Source organism: Brucella rhizosphaerae (assembly GCF_002252475.1).
GTDB classification, from domain to species: Bacteria; Pseudomonadota; Alphaproteobacteria; order Rhizobiales; family Rhizobiaceae; genus Brucella; species Brucella rhizosphaerae.
Window position 1 is genome coordinate 55808 of the sequence record NZ_NNRK01000012.1, and the last position, 15686, is coordinate 71493.

Genomic DNA, 15686 nt, shown 5'->3' on the forward strand with positions numbered 1-15686 from the left:
CGAATGGAACTTGAACAGTCATGAGACCTGAACTCGATATCTATGGGATTTATCTGCCGACTTTGGCAGTTCTGGCGCTCGGCGCTTATTTCGCCAATTCAGTCCTGCAGCGGCTGCTGGTGCGCGCTCGCTTTTATCGGTTTGTCTGGCATCGGCCCTTGTTTGATGCCGCTATGTACTTTTGTATTCTTGGCGTAAGCGCCGTACTCTTGAATGGAATACCGCTATGAAAAAGCTCTTTGCACATTCCGGCCGGGTTTTCCTGACCCTTGTCATGGTCACGATGGCAGGGCTGCTCGGCTGGCATCTTTGGGATTATTACATGAATGCGCCATGGACACGCGACGGCAAAATCCGCGCTGATGTCGTGCGCGTGGCCCCCGACGTTTCCGGTCTTGTGAGCGAAGTGCTGGTCCATGACAATCAGACGGTTCAGCAGGGCGAGGTGATTTTCCGCATTGATCAGGCGCGCTACAAACTGGCACTTCAGTTGGCCGATGCGAAGCTTGCCAGCAGCAAGGCGGCATTGGATATGGCCAATCGCGATCAGACCCGCTATCGCAAGCTCAACGACACGACTGTGACCCAGCAGAAAATGGAGCAGATCGAAACGACAACCCAGCAGGCTGAGGCCACCCATCGTCAGGCTGAGCTTGACCGTGATTTGGCATCCCTCAATCTGGACCGGTCGTCGGTCAAGGCTCCGGTGAATGGCGTGATCACCAATTTCTCGCTTCAACCAGGGGATTATGTGACGACTGGTTCCGCAGTGACAGCGCTGGTTGATACGGATTCATTTTATGTTTCCGGTTATTTTGAAGAAAACAAACTTGAGCGTATCCAGATCGGCGATCCGGTTTTGGTTGATGTGATGGGCAGCAAGGTTCAGCTCAAAGGCAAGGTCGAAGGCATTGCCGGAGGCATTGAAGACCGCGAGCGTACGGACTCAACCAGTCTGCTTGCCAATGTCTCGCCAACATTCAACTGGGTTCGCCTCGCGCAGCGTGTGCCGGTCAGAGTGAAACTGGAGGAAGTGCCACAGGGTGTCCATCTGGTGGCTGGTCGTACAGTCAGCGTTTCAGTCGTCAACTGAAACAACCCAATCAGTCAGTAAAGCCCGGCTATTGTCCGGGCTTTTTTCATGATAGCAATCTTCGCAAAGAAGCGGCTTTGGAGCTTGAACGATGAGCGTGTTGGTCATTCAGAACTATCCGGATTCGGGCCTGGGGCAAATCGAGCCTATATTGATTGAGGCGGGTCGTTCGATTGATCTGCGCCACGCCTATCGGGGTGACGCGCTTCCACGGGATGACAGTGATTATCAGGCGCTTATCGTACTCGGTGGTGAGCAGAATGCGCTTGCAGATGCCCAATGCCCGTATTTTCCTGATCTCCTCAACCTCATTCGTGCTTTCGGCGATAAGGACAAGGCTGTGCTTGGCATTTGCCTCGGGAGCCAGCTCGTCGCACGGGCCTATGGAGGCGAAAATATTCTGGATCGCCCCATGGAGTTTGGCTGGCATGAAGTGCGGCTGACAGAGAAGGGGCAGAGCGACCCGGTACTGGCTGCCGCAGGCTCTGCGTTTCCGATTTTTCATTGGCACCGCGATACGTTTTCATTGCCAGAAGGAGCTATTCACATCGCAGTCAGCGATATGACAGCTCATCAGGCTTACCGGATCGGCCGAGCGGTCTATGGCACGCAGTTTCACTTTGAAGCCGACACCAAACTGGTCGTCGGCTGGAATGAAACACTCAGCGATGTGATCGCCGAGTTCGATCCTGAATGGGCGGCTGAATTTCCTGCACATTTACAGCATTCGGGCATTGCAGCAGATAAAGCAGGTGCCGCGCTCGCACGTGCATGGACCAATCTGATCTAGCACGGACGCCCTAAAAGTTGCCTGTAAACAACAACTCGCCCCTATAAGGCGTTGCGACTTTGCCACAGGGGAAAGCCATTCGGGTTTTTCCCTTGGAAAGGGACAATTGTAGCCCTCGCGTTCAGTTGCGGGTAACTTTTTTCAGGTGTAACTGAGGCCAACTTCCGGGTGGCAAGTGATCGGACAAGGTGCGAGCCTTGCTCATTATGAAAACTCGGTTTCCCGATCCTCCCGGTAACCCTGTAAAGAGTTTTCGATCATGACCGCTAAGCATGCCGCTCTCCTCACCGTCCTGATGATTTCTGCGATCGTGTTCATGGCAGTTGGTATTTTCACAGTCGATGCAGGTAACAGCATGACCTCGACTGATGGCTACGGCATTTCAAGCGCGCGTTAGTTTTTTTGGGCTGGCGGCTGGGCCAGTCGCTTCCAGAAAGCGCTTTTCAGAGCCATCGATGACGATGGCTGACAGCTTTCCACTCTTCCATGCATATGTATCGAGATTAACCCGATTGGGTTGAACGTCGATTGCACTCTGCGGTGTATGGCCGTGGATAATGACTTTTTCCAATGGATCGGTCCATTTCAGAAACAGCGTCCTGATCCACATCAGGTCTTCGGGGTCCTGAGCGTCGAGCGGCACTGCCGGGTTAACGCCCGCATGACAGAAAAAGAAATCATCGAAGTTCACTGAATGCGGCATGGAGCGGATATAGTCGATGTGCGCCTGTGGTACGGTGTCCACGAGCTGTTTATATCCGGTAATTGCTGACTCTGGATCGTTATAATCAACCTCAACTCCATAAGAGCGCGCAGTGTCGCTGCCGCCATGATGGGCAAAAATCCCGTTCGTGTCTCCCGTCGCAAGATAGCGCAGGAAACCATCATCATGATTGCCGATCAAAGACAGAACGCGCGGATCGTGTGCTGATGCGCTGACCAGAAAATCAAGCACGCCTTTAGAATCCGGTCCCCGGTCGATGTAATCGCCAAGATGAATGATACGCCAGTCATGTGCAGGTTTGCGGTCGAGATCGGCGCGGATAAGGCCATGCATATCCTGCAAAAGATCGAGGCGCCCATGAATGTCGCCAATGGCATAAAGCCGGACGCCTTCGGGTCCTTTAGCGTCCTTCAAGGTCACACCGGTCATAAGTCATCGCTTTCTTTTGCGTCTTTTCCTGCTCGCTGACGGTATCGCAAACGAGACACGCGCTCGCGTTCATCATTCAGCTCTCTGTCGTTCGTCGCCTGTTCGACAAAGCGGATGTGTTTTTGAACAGCTTCGCGGGCCGCTTGCGGGTTACCTGCAATGACGGCGTCGTAAATGGCGCGGTGCTGTGACAGGAACATGTCAGCGACGCCGGGGTAATTGTAAATCAGACTGCGATTGTAAAAAACCCCATCTTTGAGCAGTTGATAGCAGGAGCGTAATGTGTGCAGCAGCACGATATTATGTGCGGCTTCACCGATAGCATTGTGAAAATCGACGTCAAGCCGCGCTTCCGTATCGAAATCTCCGGCACCATGCGCGGTTTCCATTGCAACGATGATTTCCTTCAGGAGCGCCTTGTCGGCGGGCGTTGCGCGTAGCGCTGCAAACTCAGCGGCAATGCCTTCTATTTCACGGCGGTATTCGAGATAATCGGCTTTGGCTTTGCGATGGTCTGCAAAGAGCTTCACCACCGGTGCGCTGAAAACCTGCCCGATGACATCGGCAACGAATGTGCCGCCACCGTGGCGTGAACTAAGAAGCCCGGCATTTTCAAGCCGCTTCAGGGCATCTCGCAAAATAGGACGGGAAATATCGAACTGGCGCGCAAGTTCCCGTTCGCCCGGAAGCCGGTCGCCACCGCGCAAGACGCCTTCGAGAATCAGGCTCTCGATCTGGTGGACGACATCATCCGCTGTGCGGCTCGCTTGAATGCGTGAAAAAATTGTATCGGCCATGCCGTTTGAAGCCCTCTCCATATCGGCGGCAAGTTAGCCTTAAGGTGTCAGTCGAGCAACGGGGAGTTTACAGGTTAAACAAAAACCCCGGAAGGAATGCTTCCGGGGTTTGAGAAGATTGCAGCTCTGCGTCAGGCCTTCTTGCGCTTGCGGCCTGAAAAGAATGCGACGAGGCCCGCAACAAGGCCATACATCGCCCATTTGAAGGGAAGGACATCTGCCGTTTCGCTACGGATAGGCAGTACGGTAACTGTGCCTGGGCGGCTTTCAAAGCCAGATTTTCCTTCGGCTTTTGCCTGTTCAATCTGCTGCGGCGAGACGACCCATTCGGCGCCACGTGACTTGTCGTAGAACATGAAGCCAAAGCCGACGATAACGGCTACGACAACTGCGAGAATAAGGCGGGTAGGTGTATTCATCATCATTCCTCAAAAATCGACATGGCAGGGAGGAGGCCATCCGATTCGCTGAATTATGGGGCTAGAAGGCTATTGATAATCAATTGCTTAGCCGGCTGCATTTGCACGCTTTCTAATAAAAGCAGCTTGGTTTCATACGCAATCAGACGGGAAACGTCTATTTTGCCGGCATGTTTTGTGGAGAACTGCCGCTCTCCCAATAAGGAACCGGCCCGTAAAGATCAGCCAGATAATCTATGAACAGCCGCACCTTTGCAGGCAGGAATTGCTTTGAGGGGTAGACAGCATGGATCGCCACATTGCGGGAAGCCGAATATTCAGGCAGCACTTGCACGAGTTTACCGGCTGCGAGTTCAGGTCCCACATCCCATGTCGAACGCTGGGCGATACCAAGCCCTGCCAGAACCGCTTCACGCACCATCTCGCTTGAATTGGTTTGCAATGGTCCCTGTGGGCGGATGGTGATCGGCCCTTTCGGTCCTTCAAGCCGCCATGGATCATTATTATGCGGAGCAAGACATATATGCCCCTGCAAATCCTCGATGCTTTCGGGCGTGCCGCGCTCGGTGATATAATGCGGTGAGGCAACCAGCACTCGACGCACTGGCGCAAGGCGCCGGGCGACAAGGGTTGAGTCTGACAACTCGCCAATGCGGATCGCGAGATCATAGCCATCGCCAACGATATCCACCATCTCGTCAGAAAGCTGCATATTGACCGTGAGGTCTGAGTTGGTCCGCATGAAAGGCACAAGATAGGGCGCGATATGCATGCGCCCGAAGGTCGTCGGGGCTGATATTTTCAGTGTCCCGCGCGCGTTTGCTGATCTGCGGGCAACGAAGGCTTCTGCCTCTTCGATATTGCTCAGAATTGCCAGAACGCGCTCATGATAACCTTGACCGGCTTCGGTCAAAGCAATCTGACGTGTGGTTCGCTGCAAAAGACGCGTGCCGAGACGTTCTTCAAGTCGTCCCAGTCTTTTGGAAACAACTGCTGGTGATAGTCCAAGATCACGCGCTGCCGCTGACATGCTGCCCGTTGAAACAACACGCGCGAAAATCTCCATATCCGCCAGACTGCTCATCATGATAGTTTCAAATCCTCCCTGGCAGATATATGCACTGGCTCATCTAGCCGAGGCTGGCAAAGGACCGCAAGGCGATTATGCCGCAGCGTCACAACTGTTTCGCTATAGGCCAATTGGTAAAATAATATTACCACTTGACCCAAGCGACGCTGAATGCACTCTGGGGAGGCGGAGGAACACATGAGCGGACTGATTATGCCGGAGCCAAATGCTTCGGTTCTTGAACGGCGCGATACAATCGTTGCTGACCTTAGGGCAATAGTACCGGGGGAGGGCGTTGTCGATGCGACCAATACCATGCGGGTGTTCGAAACAGACGGGCTGACCGCGCATCGCGCATTGCCACTTGTTGTGGTGCTGCCGGAGACCGTCGAGCAAGTTTCACAAATACTGCGTTATTGCCATGAGAATGAAATCCGCGTTGTGCCACGCGGTGCAGGGACGTCGCTTTCCGGTGGTTCCATGCCTCTGGTTGATGCCGTGTTGTTGGGCATGTCGCGCTTCAATCGTATTCTTGAAATCGATTATCCCAACCGTGTCGCTGTCGTGCAGCCGGGTGTGACCAATCTTGGCATCACAAAGGCCGTGGAACACGAAGGCTTCTATTATGCGCCTGATCCATCTTCGCAGATTGCATGCTCCATCGGTGGCAATGTCGCGGAAAATGCGGGCGGCGTGCATTGTCTGAAATATGGGCTTACTGCCAATAATGTGCTTGGCATCGAGATGGTGCTGATCACTGGCGAAGTGCTGCGTCTCGGCGGCAAGCATCTTGATAGCGAAGGCTATGATCTGCTGGGGCTGATGACAGGTTCTGAAGGGCTTTTGGGCGTCGTTACGGAAATCACCGTGCGTATACTGCAAAAACCTGAAACGGCGCGCGCGGTCATGATCGGGTTCCCGTCGAGCGAACAGGCAGGCCAGTGCGTAGCCGATATCATTGGTTGCGGGATTATTCCTGGTGGTATGGAAATGATGGACCGTCCGGCCATTCAGGCGGCGGAAGACTTTGTTCGCGTCGGTTATCCGCTGGATGTCGAAGCACTGCTCATTGTCGAACTCGATGGCCCTCCGGTAGAGGTCGATCATCTGATTGATCAGGTGGAAGCAATTGCGCTTAAGAACGGTTCGACCGTCTGCACGCTTTCGCAATCGGAGGAGCAGCGCCTGGCGTTCTGGGCGGGAAGAAAAGCGGCGTTCCCGGCGGTGGGTCGTATCTCGCCTGACTATCTCTGCATGGATGGCACGATACCGCGCAAGGAATTGCCGCGTGTGCTTTCAGGAATGCGCGATCTTTCACAAAAATACGGGCTTCGCGTTGCCAATGTCTTTCATGCGGGCGATGGCAATCTCCATCCGCTCATCCTGTATGACGCGAATATTCCGGGTGAACTGGAAGCGGCGGAAGATTTCGGTGCAGATATTTTGCGGCTTTGCGTCGAGGTCGGCGGTGTGTTGACCGGCGAGCATGGTGTGGGCATCGAGAAGCGAGATCTTATGCCTGTCATGTTCAACGAGATTGATCTCGATCAGCAGATGCGCGTCAAATGTGCGTTCGATCCCAAGCATCTGCTCAATCCCGGCAAGGTCTTTCCGCAATTGCGCCGCTGCGCTGAGCTTGGACGCATGCACGTGCATCGTGGCGAGCTGGCGTTTCCGGATATTCCCCGATTTTAATCCCTGCTTTGATACGGTTTTGATGATGACTGACACAAACATAATAAAGCCGCAGGATGAAGCGGGCGTTCTGGAGGCGGTGCAATGGGCTTTGGCCAATTCAACGCCGCTGGAAATTCTTGGTCGGGGCAGCAAACGCGGCATTGGGCGCCCCATGGCCACAGGTGCTGTGCTTGATGTATCGAGCCTGTCGGGGGTAACTCTTTATGAACCCGACGAACTGGTGCTCTCCGCAAAGGCGGGCACACCGCTTTGCGAAATTGAAAAACTGTTGGCAGACAACAAACAGTGTTTTCATTTCGAACCGATGGATTACGGCCCACTCCTTTCAGGCGATGCTGGAAGTGGCACAATAGCGGGCGCGCTTGCTGCCAATCTTTCTGGTCCGCGTCGCGTCAAGTCGGGTGCCGCACGCGATCATATATTGGGCGTGCGCGTGGTTTCAGGGCGGGGTGAGCTGTTCAAATCCGGCGGACGCGTGGTCAAGAATGTCACCGGTTACGATCTTTCAAAAGGCATGGCCAATTCATGGGGTACGCTGGGCGTAGCCACTGAAGTGACCTTCAAGGTGTTGCCTGCGCCTGAAACGGTGGCAACACTTGCTGTGCGCGGGCTCGATGATGAGGCGGCTAGTCGTATCATGGCCATGGCTATGGGGTCGCGTGAAGAAGTGGCTTCAAGCGCTCATCTGCCACCAAGCGTGGCTTGGCGCTTTCTGGATGGCAATCTGGGTAGTGAAGCCGCTACTGTTCTGCGGATAGAAGGCTTTGCGCCCTCGGTTCGGCATCGCAGCGCGCAATTGCAGGCATTGCTGGGCTCCACGGGGGAGATCATTTCTCTTGATGAAGCGCAGTCGCGTCAGCTTTGGCGCGAGGTGCGTGACGTATTGCCTTTTGTGAAAAAGGGCGATCAACGCCCGGTCTGGCGTGTTTCAATGGCACCTATGCAGGGCTGGAAAATGGTGGATGAATTCCGACGCCATGCTGGTGCAGATGCTTATTATGACTGGCAGGGCGGATTGATCTGGCTGCGTATGGAATCCGAGCCCGAGGCTCAGATACTCCGCGCCCTTATTGCCAGATATGGCGGGGGCCATGCCACGCTGGTCCGGGCATCGGAGCAGGTGCGTGCAAATACCGATGTATTTGAGCCGCAATCGGCCGCGCTTGCCGCTTTGTCGCGACGTCTCAAGCAGCAGTTTGATCCGGAGAATATTCTCAATCCGGGCCGTATTTATCCTGAGCAGGCAGGAGTGTGACGCCATGCAAACCCAATTCAGTCCTGAGCAACTGCTTGATCCCGGCGTCAATGAGGCCGAAAAAATCTTGCGCAAATGTGTGCATTGCGGCTTCTGCACGGCAACATGTCCGACATATGTGACGCTGGGCAATGAGCTGGATAGCCCGCGTGGGCGCATCTATCTTATCAAGGATATGCTGGAGAATAATCGCCCGGCTGATGAACAAGTCGTTCGGCACGTTGACCGCTGCCTGTCGTGCCTGTCGTGCATGACGACCTGTCCGTCGGGTGTCAATTATATGCATCTGATCGACCACGCGCGGTCGCATATCGAGAAGACCTATAAGCGCCCGTTTATGAACCGCTTTCTGCGCGGAGTTCTGGCACAGGTTCTGCCGTATCCGGGCCGTTTCCGGCTGGCATTGCAACTCGCAAACCTTGGGCGGCCGTTTGCTTCCTTGTTCCGCAAAAGCGATACATTGAGGCCAGTCGCCGCCATGCTCGATCTTGCGCCGCAACATCTGCCCGCCCGACAGCAGGTCAATGCTATCAGCCCTGCGAAGGGCGAAAAGCGTGGGCGGGTCGCCATCCTCAATGGCTGTGCACAGCCCGTGCTCAATCCCGGCATCAATGCGGCCACCCTGCGCCTGCTGAACCGGATCGGTATCGAGGTGATAACGCCGAAAGGTGAAGGATGTTGTGGTTCGCTGGTGCATCATATGGGACGTGAGGAGCAGGCGCTTGAACAAGCGCGGCACAATGTCGACGTCTGGACCCGCGAAATTGAAGCCGGTGGTCTGGACGCCATTATCGTAACGACGTCTGGCTGCGGTACAACGATTAAGGATTACGGATATATGCTGAGGCTGGACCCTGCATATAAGGATAAGGCAGCAAAGGTCTCTGAGCTGGCCAAGGACGTGACCGAATATCTGACCTCAATAGAGCTGCCCGAGCCGCCACGGCCTGCAAGCCTGACAGTTGCTTATCACTCTGCGTGTTCCATGCAGCATGGTCAGAAGTTGGTGCGTCAGCCGAAGGATTTGCTTGCTAGGGCGGGTTTTACGGTGCGGGAGCCTCTGGAGGGGCATCTTTGCTGTGGCTCGGCTGGCACATACAACATCATGCAGCCTGAAATCGCGACCAAACTTCGTGACCGCAAGGTCAAGAACATTGAGGCCACAGGAGCGGATTTGATCGCGACAGGCAATATTGGCTGTATGACGCAAATCGCAACCGGCAGCAGGTTACCCATCGTGCATACAATTGAATTGCTCGATTGGGCTTATGGCGGACCAAAACCTGCGGCCCTTTCAAGCGCCAGTCTTCACTGACCGGGCGTAATGCAAAGGGAACCCTTTGAACCCCTTTGTTTCTTTCAGAACGAAGGTGGTCTGCATCTCCTTGATGCGGGGCAGGCGACGTAAGGTCGACATGGCGAAGTCTGCATAGGTATCGAGGTCATGCGATACTACTTGCAGCAGGAAATCGGCGTCGCCTGCAATGCTGTAACAGGTGATGACTTCATCAAGCCCCATCAGTTCGGCGGCAAATTGCTCGGCCTCGGCTTCACTGTGGCTGTCGATCTTGATCCGCACAAATGCCATCACACCAAGGCCAATGGCTTTCCGATCCAATGTGGCGCGATAGCCTTGTATGATGCCATCTTCTTCAAGCTTGCGCACTTTGCGCCAGCTTGGTGATGTGGACATGCTGATCTTATCGGCCAGCGCCTGATTGGTCAGGCGGCCGTCTTCCTGTAAAGCATCGAGAATCTTGATGTCGGATGGTTCGAGTGGGATCATGAGAATCGACCTGAAATGTTTTAAAATCTGGTAGATCTTACCAAATTCAGACCTGTAGTGGGGAATAAAGATAAGAACTGCCTCCCCAGGTGATGTAATTCTGGTCGGAACATCAATTCCGCCGGAGCCATCATGCAAGAAGATTTGCGCCTCGCCATCATCGTCAACCCGGAACTGCCGCTGGGATTGCTTGCCAATACGGTCGGCACAATTTCGATTGGTCTGGGCGCTAAGCTGCCATACATCGCAGCCCGACAACTGACCGATAAGTCAGGCACTGCAATTGATATCAGTTCTGATCGCCCGGTACCGGTTCTGCAGGCCGATGCCGAGACTATTCGGTCTATTGTTCTGAAGGCGGCGAGCTTTGAAGAACGACAGGCCGTTGTGGCATTCCCGGCGTTTGCTCGCTCGATGCATGTCTATGCCGAGTATGAAAAGACATTCCCGGACAAAGAGCTGTCATCGGAAACAATTGACGGGGTGGGTATTGCAGGGCCAGCCAAATGGGTGCGTTCACTGACCGGAAGCTTAAAGCTTCTGCGATAAAAAAGAAGCCCGGCAGAGCCGGGCTTCTCGTTTCAATCAACCCAACGAAAACGTGTTTGGGTTTGGTCCGATACGGCCATCGGCCTTGTCAAGTTTGGTGATTGCGTCGTGATCGGTACCGTTAAGACGGAAATCGAAAATATCGAAGTTTTCCTTGATACGGGCAGGTGTAACCGACTTCGGGATAACGATATTGCCGGTTTCGATATGCCAGCGCAGGATTACCTGAGCGACTGACTTACCGTGCTTTTCGGCGATTGTTTTCAGCGTTGGATTTTCCAGAATGGTGCCCTGTCCGAGCGGGCTCCACGCTTCCGTCGCGATGTCGTGCTTGCTGTGGAACAGACGCAGTTCGTCCTGCTGGAACTGTGGATGCAGCTCAATCTGGTTCAGAACTGGCGTAACATCGCTTTCTTTCAGAATGCGCTCAAGATCGGCGGTGCGGAAATTCGACACGCCAATAGATTTTGCGCGGCCTTCTTCTTTCAGCTTGATGAATGCGCGCCATGTTTCCATGAACAGGTCCTTGGAAGGGATGGGCCAATGGATCAGATAAAGATCCACATAGTCGGTTCCAAGCTTCTTCAGGCTGGTGTCGAACGCCTTGAGGGTCGATTCATAGCCTTGATCGCTGTTCCAGAGTTTGGTCGTCAGATAAATGTCGCTACGGGCAATGCCTGAATCGCTGATTGCTTTGCCGGTGCCTTCTTCGTTGCCATAGATGGCAGCGGTGTCGATGTGACGATAGCCGACTTTCAACGCTTCACTGACAGCCGCGATGGCTTCATCGTTGCCAACTTGCCAGACACCGTAACCGAGCTGTGGAATGTGATTGCCGTCGTTCAGTTTTACCGCCGGTACGGTCATGATCTGTCCTTCCCTCTTACGTGCATACTGTTTGATGTATCCACTCCAGCATATGGGTGTTCGCACAAAAAGTGAAAGGCATTTCCGACATGTTTGCCGGTGATGAGCGCGCTTTCTTCTAAAAAAAGCCAAAGGTTTCAATTTGATGACAAAAAAGACCGCTGTTGTTGCGATAACAGCGGTCTGATAGCTTTGTTTGTCAAGAAAAGGCTTAGCGGACCACGACCTGTGTGCCGACAGGGACACGTCCGTAAAGATCGGTCACGTCTTCGTTACGCATACGGAAGCACCCCGAAGACATAGCTTTTCCGATGGTCCATGGCTGATTGGTGCCGTGAATGCGATAAAGTGTCGAACCCAGATAGAGTGCACGCGCACCGAGAGGATTGTTGACGCCGCCCTTCATCTGCGCGGGCAAAATGCGCCCCTTTTTGCGCTCACGCGCGATCATTTCTTTTGGCGGTGTCCAGGTTGGCCATTCAGCTTTGCGACTGATCCGCTGCGTACCCTTCCAGCCAAAACCTTGCTTGCCAACGCCAATGCCGTAACGGCGCGCCTGTCCATTGCCCTCGACGAGATAGAGGAAGCGCTTGCTGGTATCGATCACCAGAGTACCGGGCTTTTCGCCGCCCGAATAAGACACTGTCTGTGGCAGGAACACCGGATCGAACTGCTGCTTCTTCCGTACAACCTTGGCCGGGTTCGCTGCCGGGCGTTGCTGGCTTACATTCTGATAGCGAGGCTTTTGCGGCTGCTTCTGGCGGACGACGGTGCGCTTTTGCGGCTGTACGGCGTCGAGCTGTGGCAGAACGCGGACAGCTGGTCCGTTGAGCTGCGCGATCCAGCGTTGTGATGTTTCGTTGTCGACGCGAACCGGTGGTTGGGTCGCGTAACGATCATTGGCAAAAGCCATGCTTGTGGTCACGATGGAAACGGCTATTGCCGCAAGTGATCCGATTAAAAGCAGATGACGTGGTTTCATAAGCCAAATCCGACTGTTTTGCGTTCTGCATTTGCCCAGCATCTGCAATAACGCGGTTGCCCGTCGCGCTCCTGACATCTCCTGTCAGGAGAACGGCCCCGAAATTCTAGGTCCCATTGTGCCGGGCAATGGAATCATAAAAGTAAATTTTGCCGCGTGTCGGGTCGTAAACTCGTTCAAATTAAAGTTGTGGTTAGCCACAAGTTGCGCGACATGATTAAAAATGAATGAAACTTCGGAGGACTGAAATGAGCGACACGGTGCAGGAAAAGACAGGCCTGATCGTTAATGCCGATGGCAAGATGCGCTGTTTCTGGCCCGGTGAATTGCCTGATTATATTGCCTATCATGATCATGAGTGGGGCGTCCCAGTCACGAGCGATCAGCGTCTGTTTGAGAAAATCTGTCTTGAAGGCTTTCAGTCGGGACTGTCGTGGCTGACGATCCTGCGTAAGCGTGAGAATTTCCGCGCAGCCTTTGACGGGTTCGATTTCGACCGCGTGGCCCTTTATGACGATACAGATATCGAGCGACTGCTGGCTGACAAGGGCATCGTGCGCCATCGTGGAAAGATCGTTTCCACCATCAACAATGCCAGGCGCGCTATAGAACTGGTCAAGGAAAAAGGTTCGCTTGCTGCCTATTTTTGGTCGTTTGAGCCGGGTGCGGAAGATCGTCCGCAAGTGGTGGATTATCCCACTTTGTCGGCCAATCCAACAACACCCACATCAACCCGGATTTCAAAAGACCTCAAGAAGCGCGGCTGGTCTTTTGTGGGCCCCACAACCGTTTATGCATTCATGCAAGCCATGGGGCTGGTCAATGACCACATTGAGGGCTGCCATTGCCGCCCGAATATCGAAAAGCTTCGGCAGGCATTGAAGCGACCGCAATAACGGTTCGATTGCGCTGGAATCCGTTTTCTGGCACAACCACGAGGCCTCGTTATGGGAGTGTGAAAATGGATCTGACGTCGCTTGCAGTCTTTGCCGGAATTTTGATGGTTGCAGCTGGCACGCCGGGTCCAAATATCGGTGCGCTGGTCGCTCGTGTCATCAGCCGCGGCCACAAGGGTGTTTTTCCATTCATGCTCGGGCTGTGGATCGGTGATGCTGTCTGGCTGTCACTGGCGGTCTGGGGGCTTTCGACGCTGGCGCAGAACTTCCATACTGTTTTCCTTGTGCTCAAATATGGTGGTCTTGTCTATCTGGCCTATCTCGCATGGAAAATGTGGTTTGCACCGGTCGGCGATCTCGTCAGCGAGGAAATCATTCCGCGTCGCAATGAAGCGGGTGGGCTTTTCCTGAGCGCCCTGGCGATCACACTCGGCAACCCGAAGATCATGGTTTTTTATATTGCCATCCTGCCAACGGTGATTGATCTGACAGCCGTTTCAATTCTCGGTTGGGGCGAACTGCTGCTGGTCATGTTCATGGTTCTGGCAGTTGTTTATAACGCCTGGGTGCTGCTGGCTGTGCAGGCACGTCGCTTTTTGCGTACCCCGCGTATGGTGAAGATTGCCAATCGCACATGCGCCGGAATGATGGCTGGTGTGGCTGTGGCCATTGCCACACGCTAAACACTGACTTTTAAAGCGCTACCTGCCCTTGCCGCACCCGGTTTGATGCGTTAGGAAACCGGCAACGGATTTGCCGGTCTTTACTGGCGCAACATGAACAAAATCAGCGATCAGGCAGGAAAAATGGCCGATAAAGCGGACAAGATGAAGGCGCGGTTGCCGCGCGGGTTTGTCGATCGGGTGCCAGATGATCTGCGCGCCACCGAAAAGATGACTGCGACCATCCGTGAGGTCTACGACCTTTATGGGTTTGAGCCGGTTGAAACACCGCTCATCGAGTATACAGACGCGCTTGGAAAGTTTCTCCCGGATCAGGACCGCCCGAATGAGGGCGTGTTCTCGTTTCAGGACGATGATGAGCAGTGGTTGTCGCTACGCTACGATCTGACAGCGCCGCTTGCGCGCTTTGTGGCTGAAAATTACGAAAGCCTGCCGAAGCCTTATCGCAGCTATCGCAATGGTTGGGTTTTCCGGAACGAAAAGCCGGGTCCGGGCCGTTTCCGCCAGTTCATGCAGTTCGATGCCGACACGGTTGGCGCGCCGAACGTATCGGCTGATGCCGAAATGTGCATGATGATGGCTGATACCGTTGAGCGCCTTGGCATTCAGCGAGGCGATTATGTCATCCGCGTCAATAACCGCAAGGTTCTGGATGGCGTTCTCGAAGCGATCGGCCTTGCGGGCGATGACAATGCGGGCAAGCGCCTCAATGTTCTGCGCGCCATCGACAAACTCGACAAGTTTGGTGCTGAAGGCGTTCGTCTTCTGCTGGGCAAAGGTCGTCTTGATGAGAGCGGAGATTTCACCAAAGGCGCGTTGCTTGACGATGCGGCCGTTGAGAAAGTTTTGGCCTTTACTGCTGCGGGCGGCGCCAATGGCGCTGAAACCATTGCCAACTTGCAGGCCGTTGTAGCTGGAAACGCCAAAGGTGAAGAAGGCGTTCAAGAGCTTGCCGATATGGAAGCACTGTTCGACGCTGGCGGCTACGAAGGTCGCGTGAAGATCGATCCATCGGTTGTACGCGGTCTTGAATATTATACGGGCCCGGTTTTTGAGGCTGAGCTTCTGTTCGACGTGACCAACGAAGACGGCCAGAAGGTTGTTTTTGGTTCAGTCGGCGGCGGCGGCCGTTACGATGGTCTGGTTTCGCGCTTCCGTGGCGAGCCTGTGCCAGCAACCGGTTTTTCGATCGGCGTTTCGCGTCTGATGACGGCGCTGAAAAATCTCGGCAAGCTTGATGTTTCTGATGTCGTTGGACCGGTTGTGGTTCTGGTCATGGACAAGGACGCAGCAAGCCTTGGTCGTTATCAGAAAATGGTTTCCGAGCTGCGCCAGTCCGGCATACGCGCCGAAATGTATGTCGGTGGTTCTGGCATGAAAGCGCAGATGAAATATGCGGATCGTCGTGATGCGCCGTGCGTGATCATTCAGGGTTCGCAGGAACGTGAAGCAGGCGAAGTGCAGATCAAGGATCTGATCGAGGGCAAGCGTATCTCTGCCGAGATCGAGGACAATACAACCTGGCGCGAAAGCCGCCCGGCACAGGTCACGGTCAAGGAAGAAGGTATCGTTGAAGCAGTTCGTGAAATCCTTGAAGCCCATCTGAGCATTCAGGCTCGCGATCGCGCACAGCAGGCAAAGTGACGGGA

18 protein-coding genes are annotated in these 15686 nt (G+C 54.3%); 11 read left to right on the forward strand and 7 right to left on the reverse strand.

The features are described 5' to 3' along the window. Positions 1-20: 20 nt before the first annotated feature. From CEV32_RS01230 to CEV32_RS23565, 4 genes are all read left to right on the forward strand, one after another. Positions 21-230 (forward strand): DUF1656 domain-containing protein, encoded by a 210-nt coding sequence (locus CEV32_RS01230; RefSeq protein ID WP_094573624.1) that lies wholly within the window; start codon positions 21-23, stop codon positions 228-230. Then, positions 227-1093 carry an efflux RND transporter periplasmic adaptor subunit gene (locus CEV32_RS01235; protein WP_094573625.1) on the forward strand — a complete coding sequence of 289 codons (867 nt, stop codon included), beginning with the start codon at positions 227-229 and terminating at the stop codon, positions 1091-1093. The genes CEV32_RS01230 and CEV32_RS01235 overlap by 4 nt, the downstream gene beginning before the upstream one ends. A 91-nt stretch (positions 1094-1184) precedes the next feature. Then, a complete protein-coding gene (locus CEV32_RS01240; protein ID WP_094573626.1) occupies positions 1185-1883 on the forward strand; it encodes a type 1 glutamine amidotransferase in 699 nt (232 codons plus the stop codon). 259 nt (positions 1884-2142) lie between these two features. Further along, positions 2143-2280, forward strand: a complete 138-nt coding sequence (locus CEV32_RS23565; protein WP_007877997.1) for a hypothetical protein — start codon at positions 2143-2145, stop codon at positions 2278-2280. On the opposite strand, the gene CEV32_RS01245 is transcribed toward CEV32_RS23565, so the two are convergent. The 4 genes from CEV32_RS01245 to CEV32_RS01260 form a co-directional block, all read right to left on the reverse strand. Continuing rightward, on the reverse strand, positions 2266-3036 hold the full coding sequence (locus CEV32_RS01245) for a metallophosphoesterase (protein WP_094573627.1): 771 nt from the start codon (positions 3034-3036) through the stop codon (positions 2266-2268). The two genes, CEV32_RS23565 and CEV32_RS01245, sit on opposite strands and share 15 nt — an antisense overlap. Next, positions 3033-3833 carry an FCD domain-containing protein gene (locus CEV32_RS01250; protein ID WP_094573628.1) on the reverse strand — a complete coding sequence of 267 codons (801 nt, stop codon included), beginning with the start codon at positions 3831-3833 and terminating at the stop codon, positions 3033-3035. Before CEV32_RS01250 ends, CEV32_RS01245 begins: the two co-directional genes overlap by 4 nt. A gap of 131 nt (positions 3834-3964) precedes the next feature. After that, complete coding sequence (locus tag CEV32_RS01255; RefSeq protein WP_094573706.1) at positions 3965-4252, reverse strand: hypothetical protein; 288 nt, start codon at positions 4250-4252, stop codon at positions 3965-3967. A gap of 157 nt (positions 4253-4409) precedes the next feature. Further along, positions 4410-5339 (reverse strand): LysR family transcriptional regulator, encoded by a 930-nt coding sequence (locus CEV32_RS01260; RefSeq protein ID WP_094573629.1) that lies wholly within the window; start codon positions 5337-5339, stop codon positions 4410-4412. A gap of 180 nt (positions 5340-5519) precedes the next feature. Here CEV32_RS01260 and CEV32_RS01265 point away from each other — a divergent pair, with 180 nt between their 5' ends. Genes CEV32_RS01265 through glcF form a run of 3 tightly spaced genes read left to right on the forward strand, consistent with a single transcriptional unit; the run spans position 5520 to position 9589 of the window. After that, on the forward strand, positions 5520-7016 hold the full coding sequence (locus CEV32_RS01265; protein WP_094573630.1) for an FAD-linked oxidase C-terminal domain-containing protein: 1497 nt from the start codon (positions 5520-5522) through the stop codon (positions 7014-7016). A gap of 25 nt (positions 7017-7041) precedes the next feature. After that, positions 7042-8274, forward strand: coding sequence for a glycolate oxidase subunit GlcE (gene glcE, locus CEV32_RS01270; RefSeq protein ID WP_094573707.1), 1233 nt, complete (start codon positions 7042-7044; stop codon positions 8272-8274). Positions 8275-8278: 4 nt separating this feature from the next. Further along, complete coding sequence (gene glcF / locus CEV32_RS01275; protein ID WP_094573631.1) at positions 8279-9589, forward strand: glycolate oxidase subunit GlcF; 1311 nt, start codon at positions 8279-8281, stop codon at positions 9587-9589. On the opposite strand, the gene CEV32_RS01280 is transcribed toward glcF, so the two are convergent. After that, positions 9569-10060: an Lrp/AsnC family transcriptional regulator gene (locus CEV32_RS01280; protein ID WP_094573708.1), complete on the reverse strand. Its 492-nt coding sequence runs from the start codon at positions 10058-10060 to the stop codon at positions 9569-9571. The two genes, glcF and CEV32_RS01280, sit on opposite strands and share 21 nt — an antisense overlap. Before the next feature lie 132 nt (positions 10061-10192). On the opposite strand from CEV32_RS01280, the gene CEV32_RS01285 reads away from it, so the two are divergent. Further along, entirely contained in the window at positions 10193-10609 is a 417-nt protein-coding gene (locus tag CEV32_RS01285; protein ID WP_094573632.1) for a DUF2000 domain-containing protein, read from the forward strand. Positions 10610-10645: 36 nt separating this feature from the next. Here the strand turns inward: CEV32_RS01285 and CEV32_RS01290 are convergent, their stop codons facing one another. Next, positions 10646-11476, reverse strand: a complete 831-nt coding sequence (locus CEV32_RS01290; RefSeq protein ID WP_094573633.1) for an aldo/keto reductase — start codon at positions 11474-11476, stop codon at positions 10646-10648. A 211-nt stretch (positions 11477-11687) separates the two neighbouring features. Then, a complete protein-coding gene (locus CEV32_RS01295) occupies positions 11688-12458 on the reverse strand; it encodes a L,D-transpeptidase (RefSeq protein WP_094573634.1) in 771 nt (256 codons plus the stop codon). 248 nt (positions 12459-12706) lie between these two features. On the opposite strand from CEV32_RS01295, the gene CEV32_RS01300 reads away from it, so the two are divergent. The 3 genes from CEV32_RS01300 (at position 12707) to hisS (ending at position 15681) form a co-directional block, all read left to right on the forward strand. Further along, the gene (locus tag CEV32_RS01300; protein ID WP_094573635.1) at positions 12707-13354 is read left to right on the forward strand and encodes a DNA-3-methyladenine glycosylase I; all 648 of its coding nucleotides are present in this window, start codon (positions 12707-12709) and stop codon (positions 13352-13354) included. Between the two features lie 65 nt (positions 13355-13419). Further along, entirely contained in the window at positions 13420-14037 is a 618-nt protein-coding gene (locus CEV32_RS01305) for a LysE family translocator (protein WP_094573636.1), read from the forward strand. Between the two features lie 123 nt (positions 14038-14160). Then, a complete protein-coding gene (hisS, locus tag CEV32_RS01310; RefSeq protein ID WP_094573709.1) occupies positions 14161-15681 on the forward strand; it encodes a histidine--tRNA ligase in 1521 nt (506 codons plus the stop codon). Positions 15682-15686 lie beyond the last annotated feature (5 nt).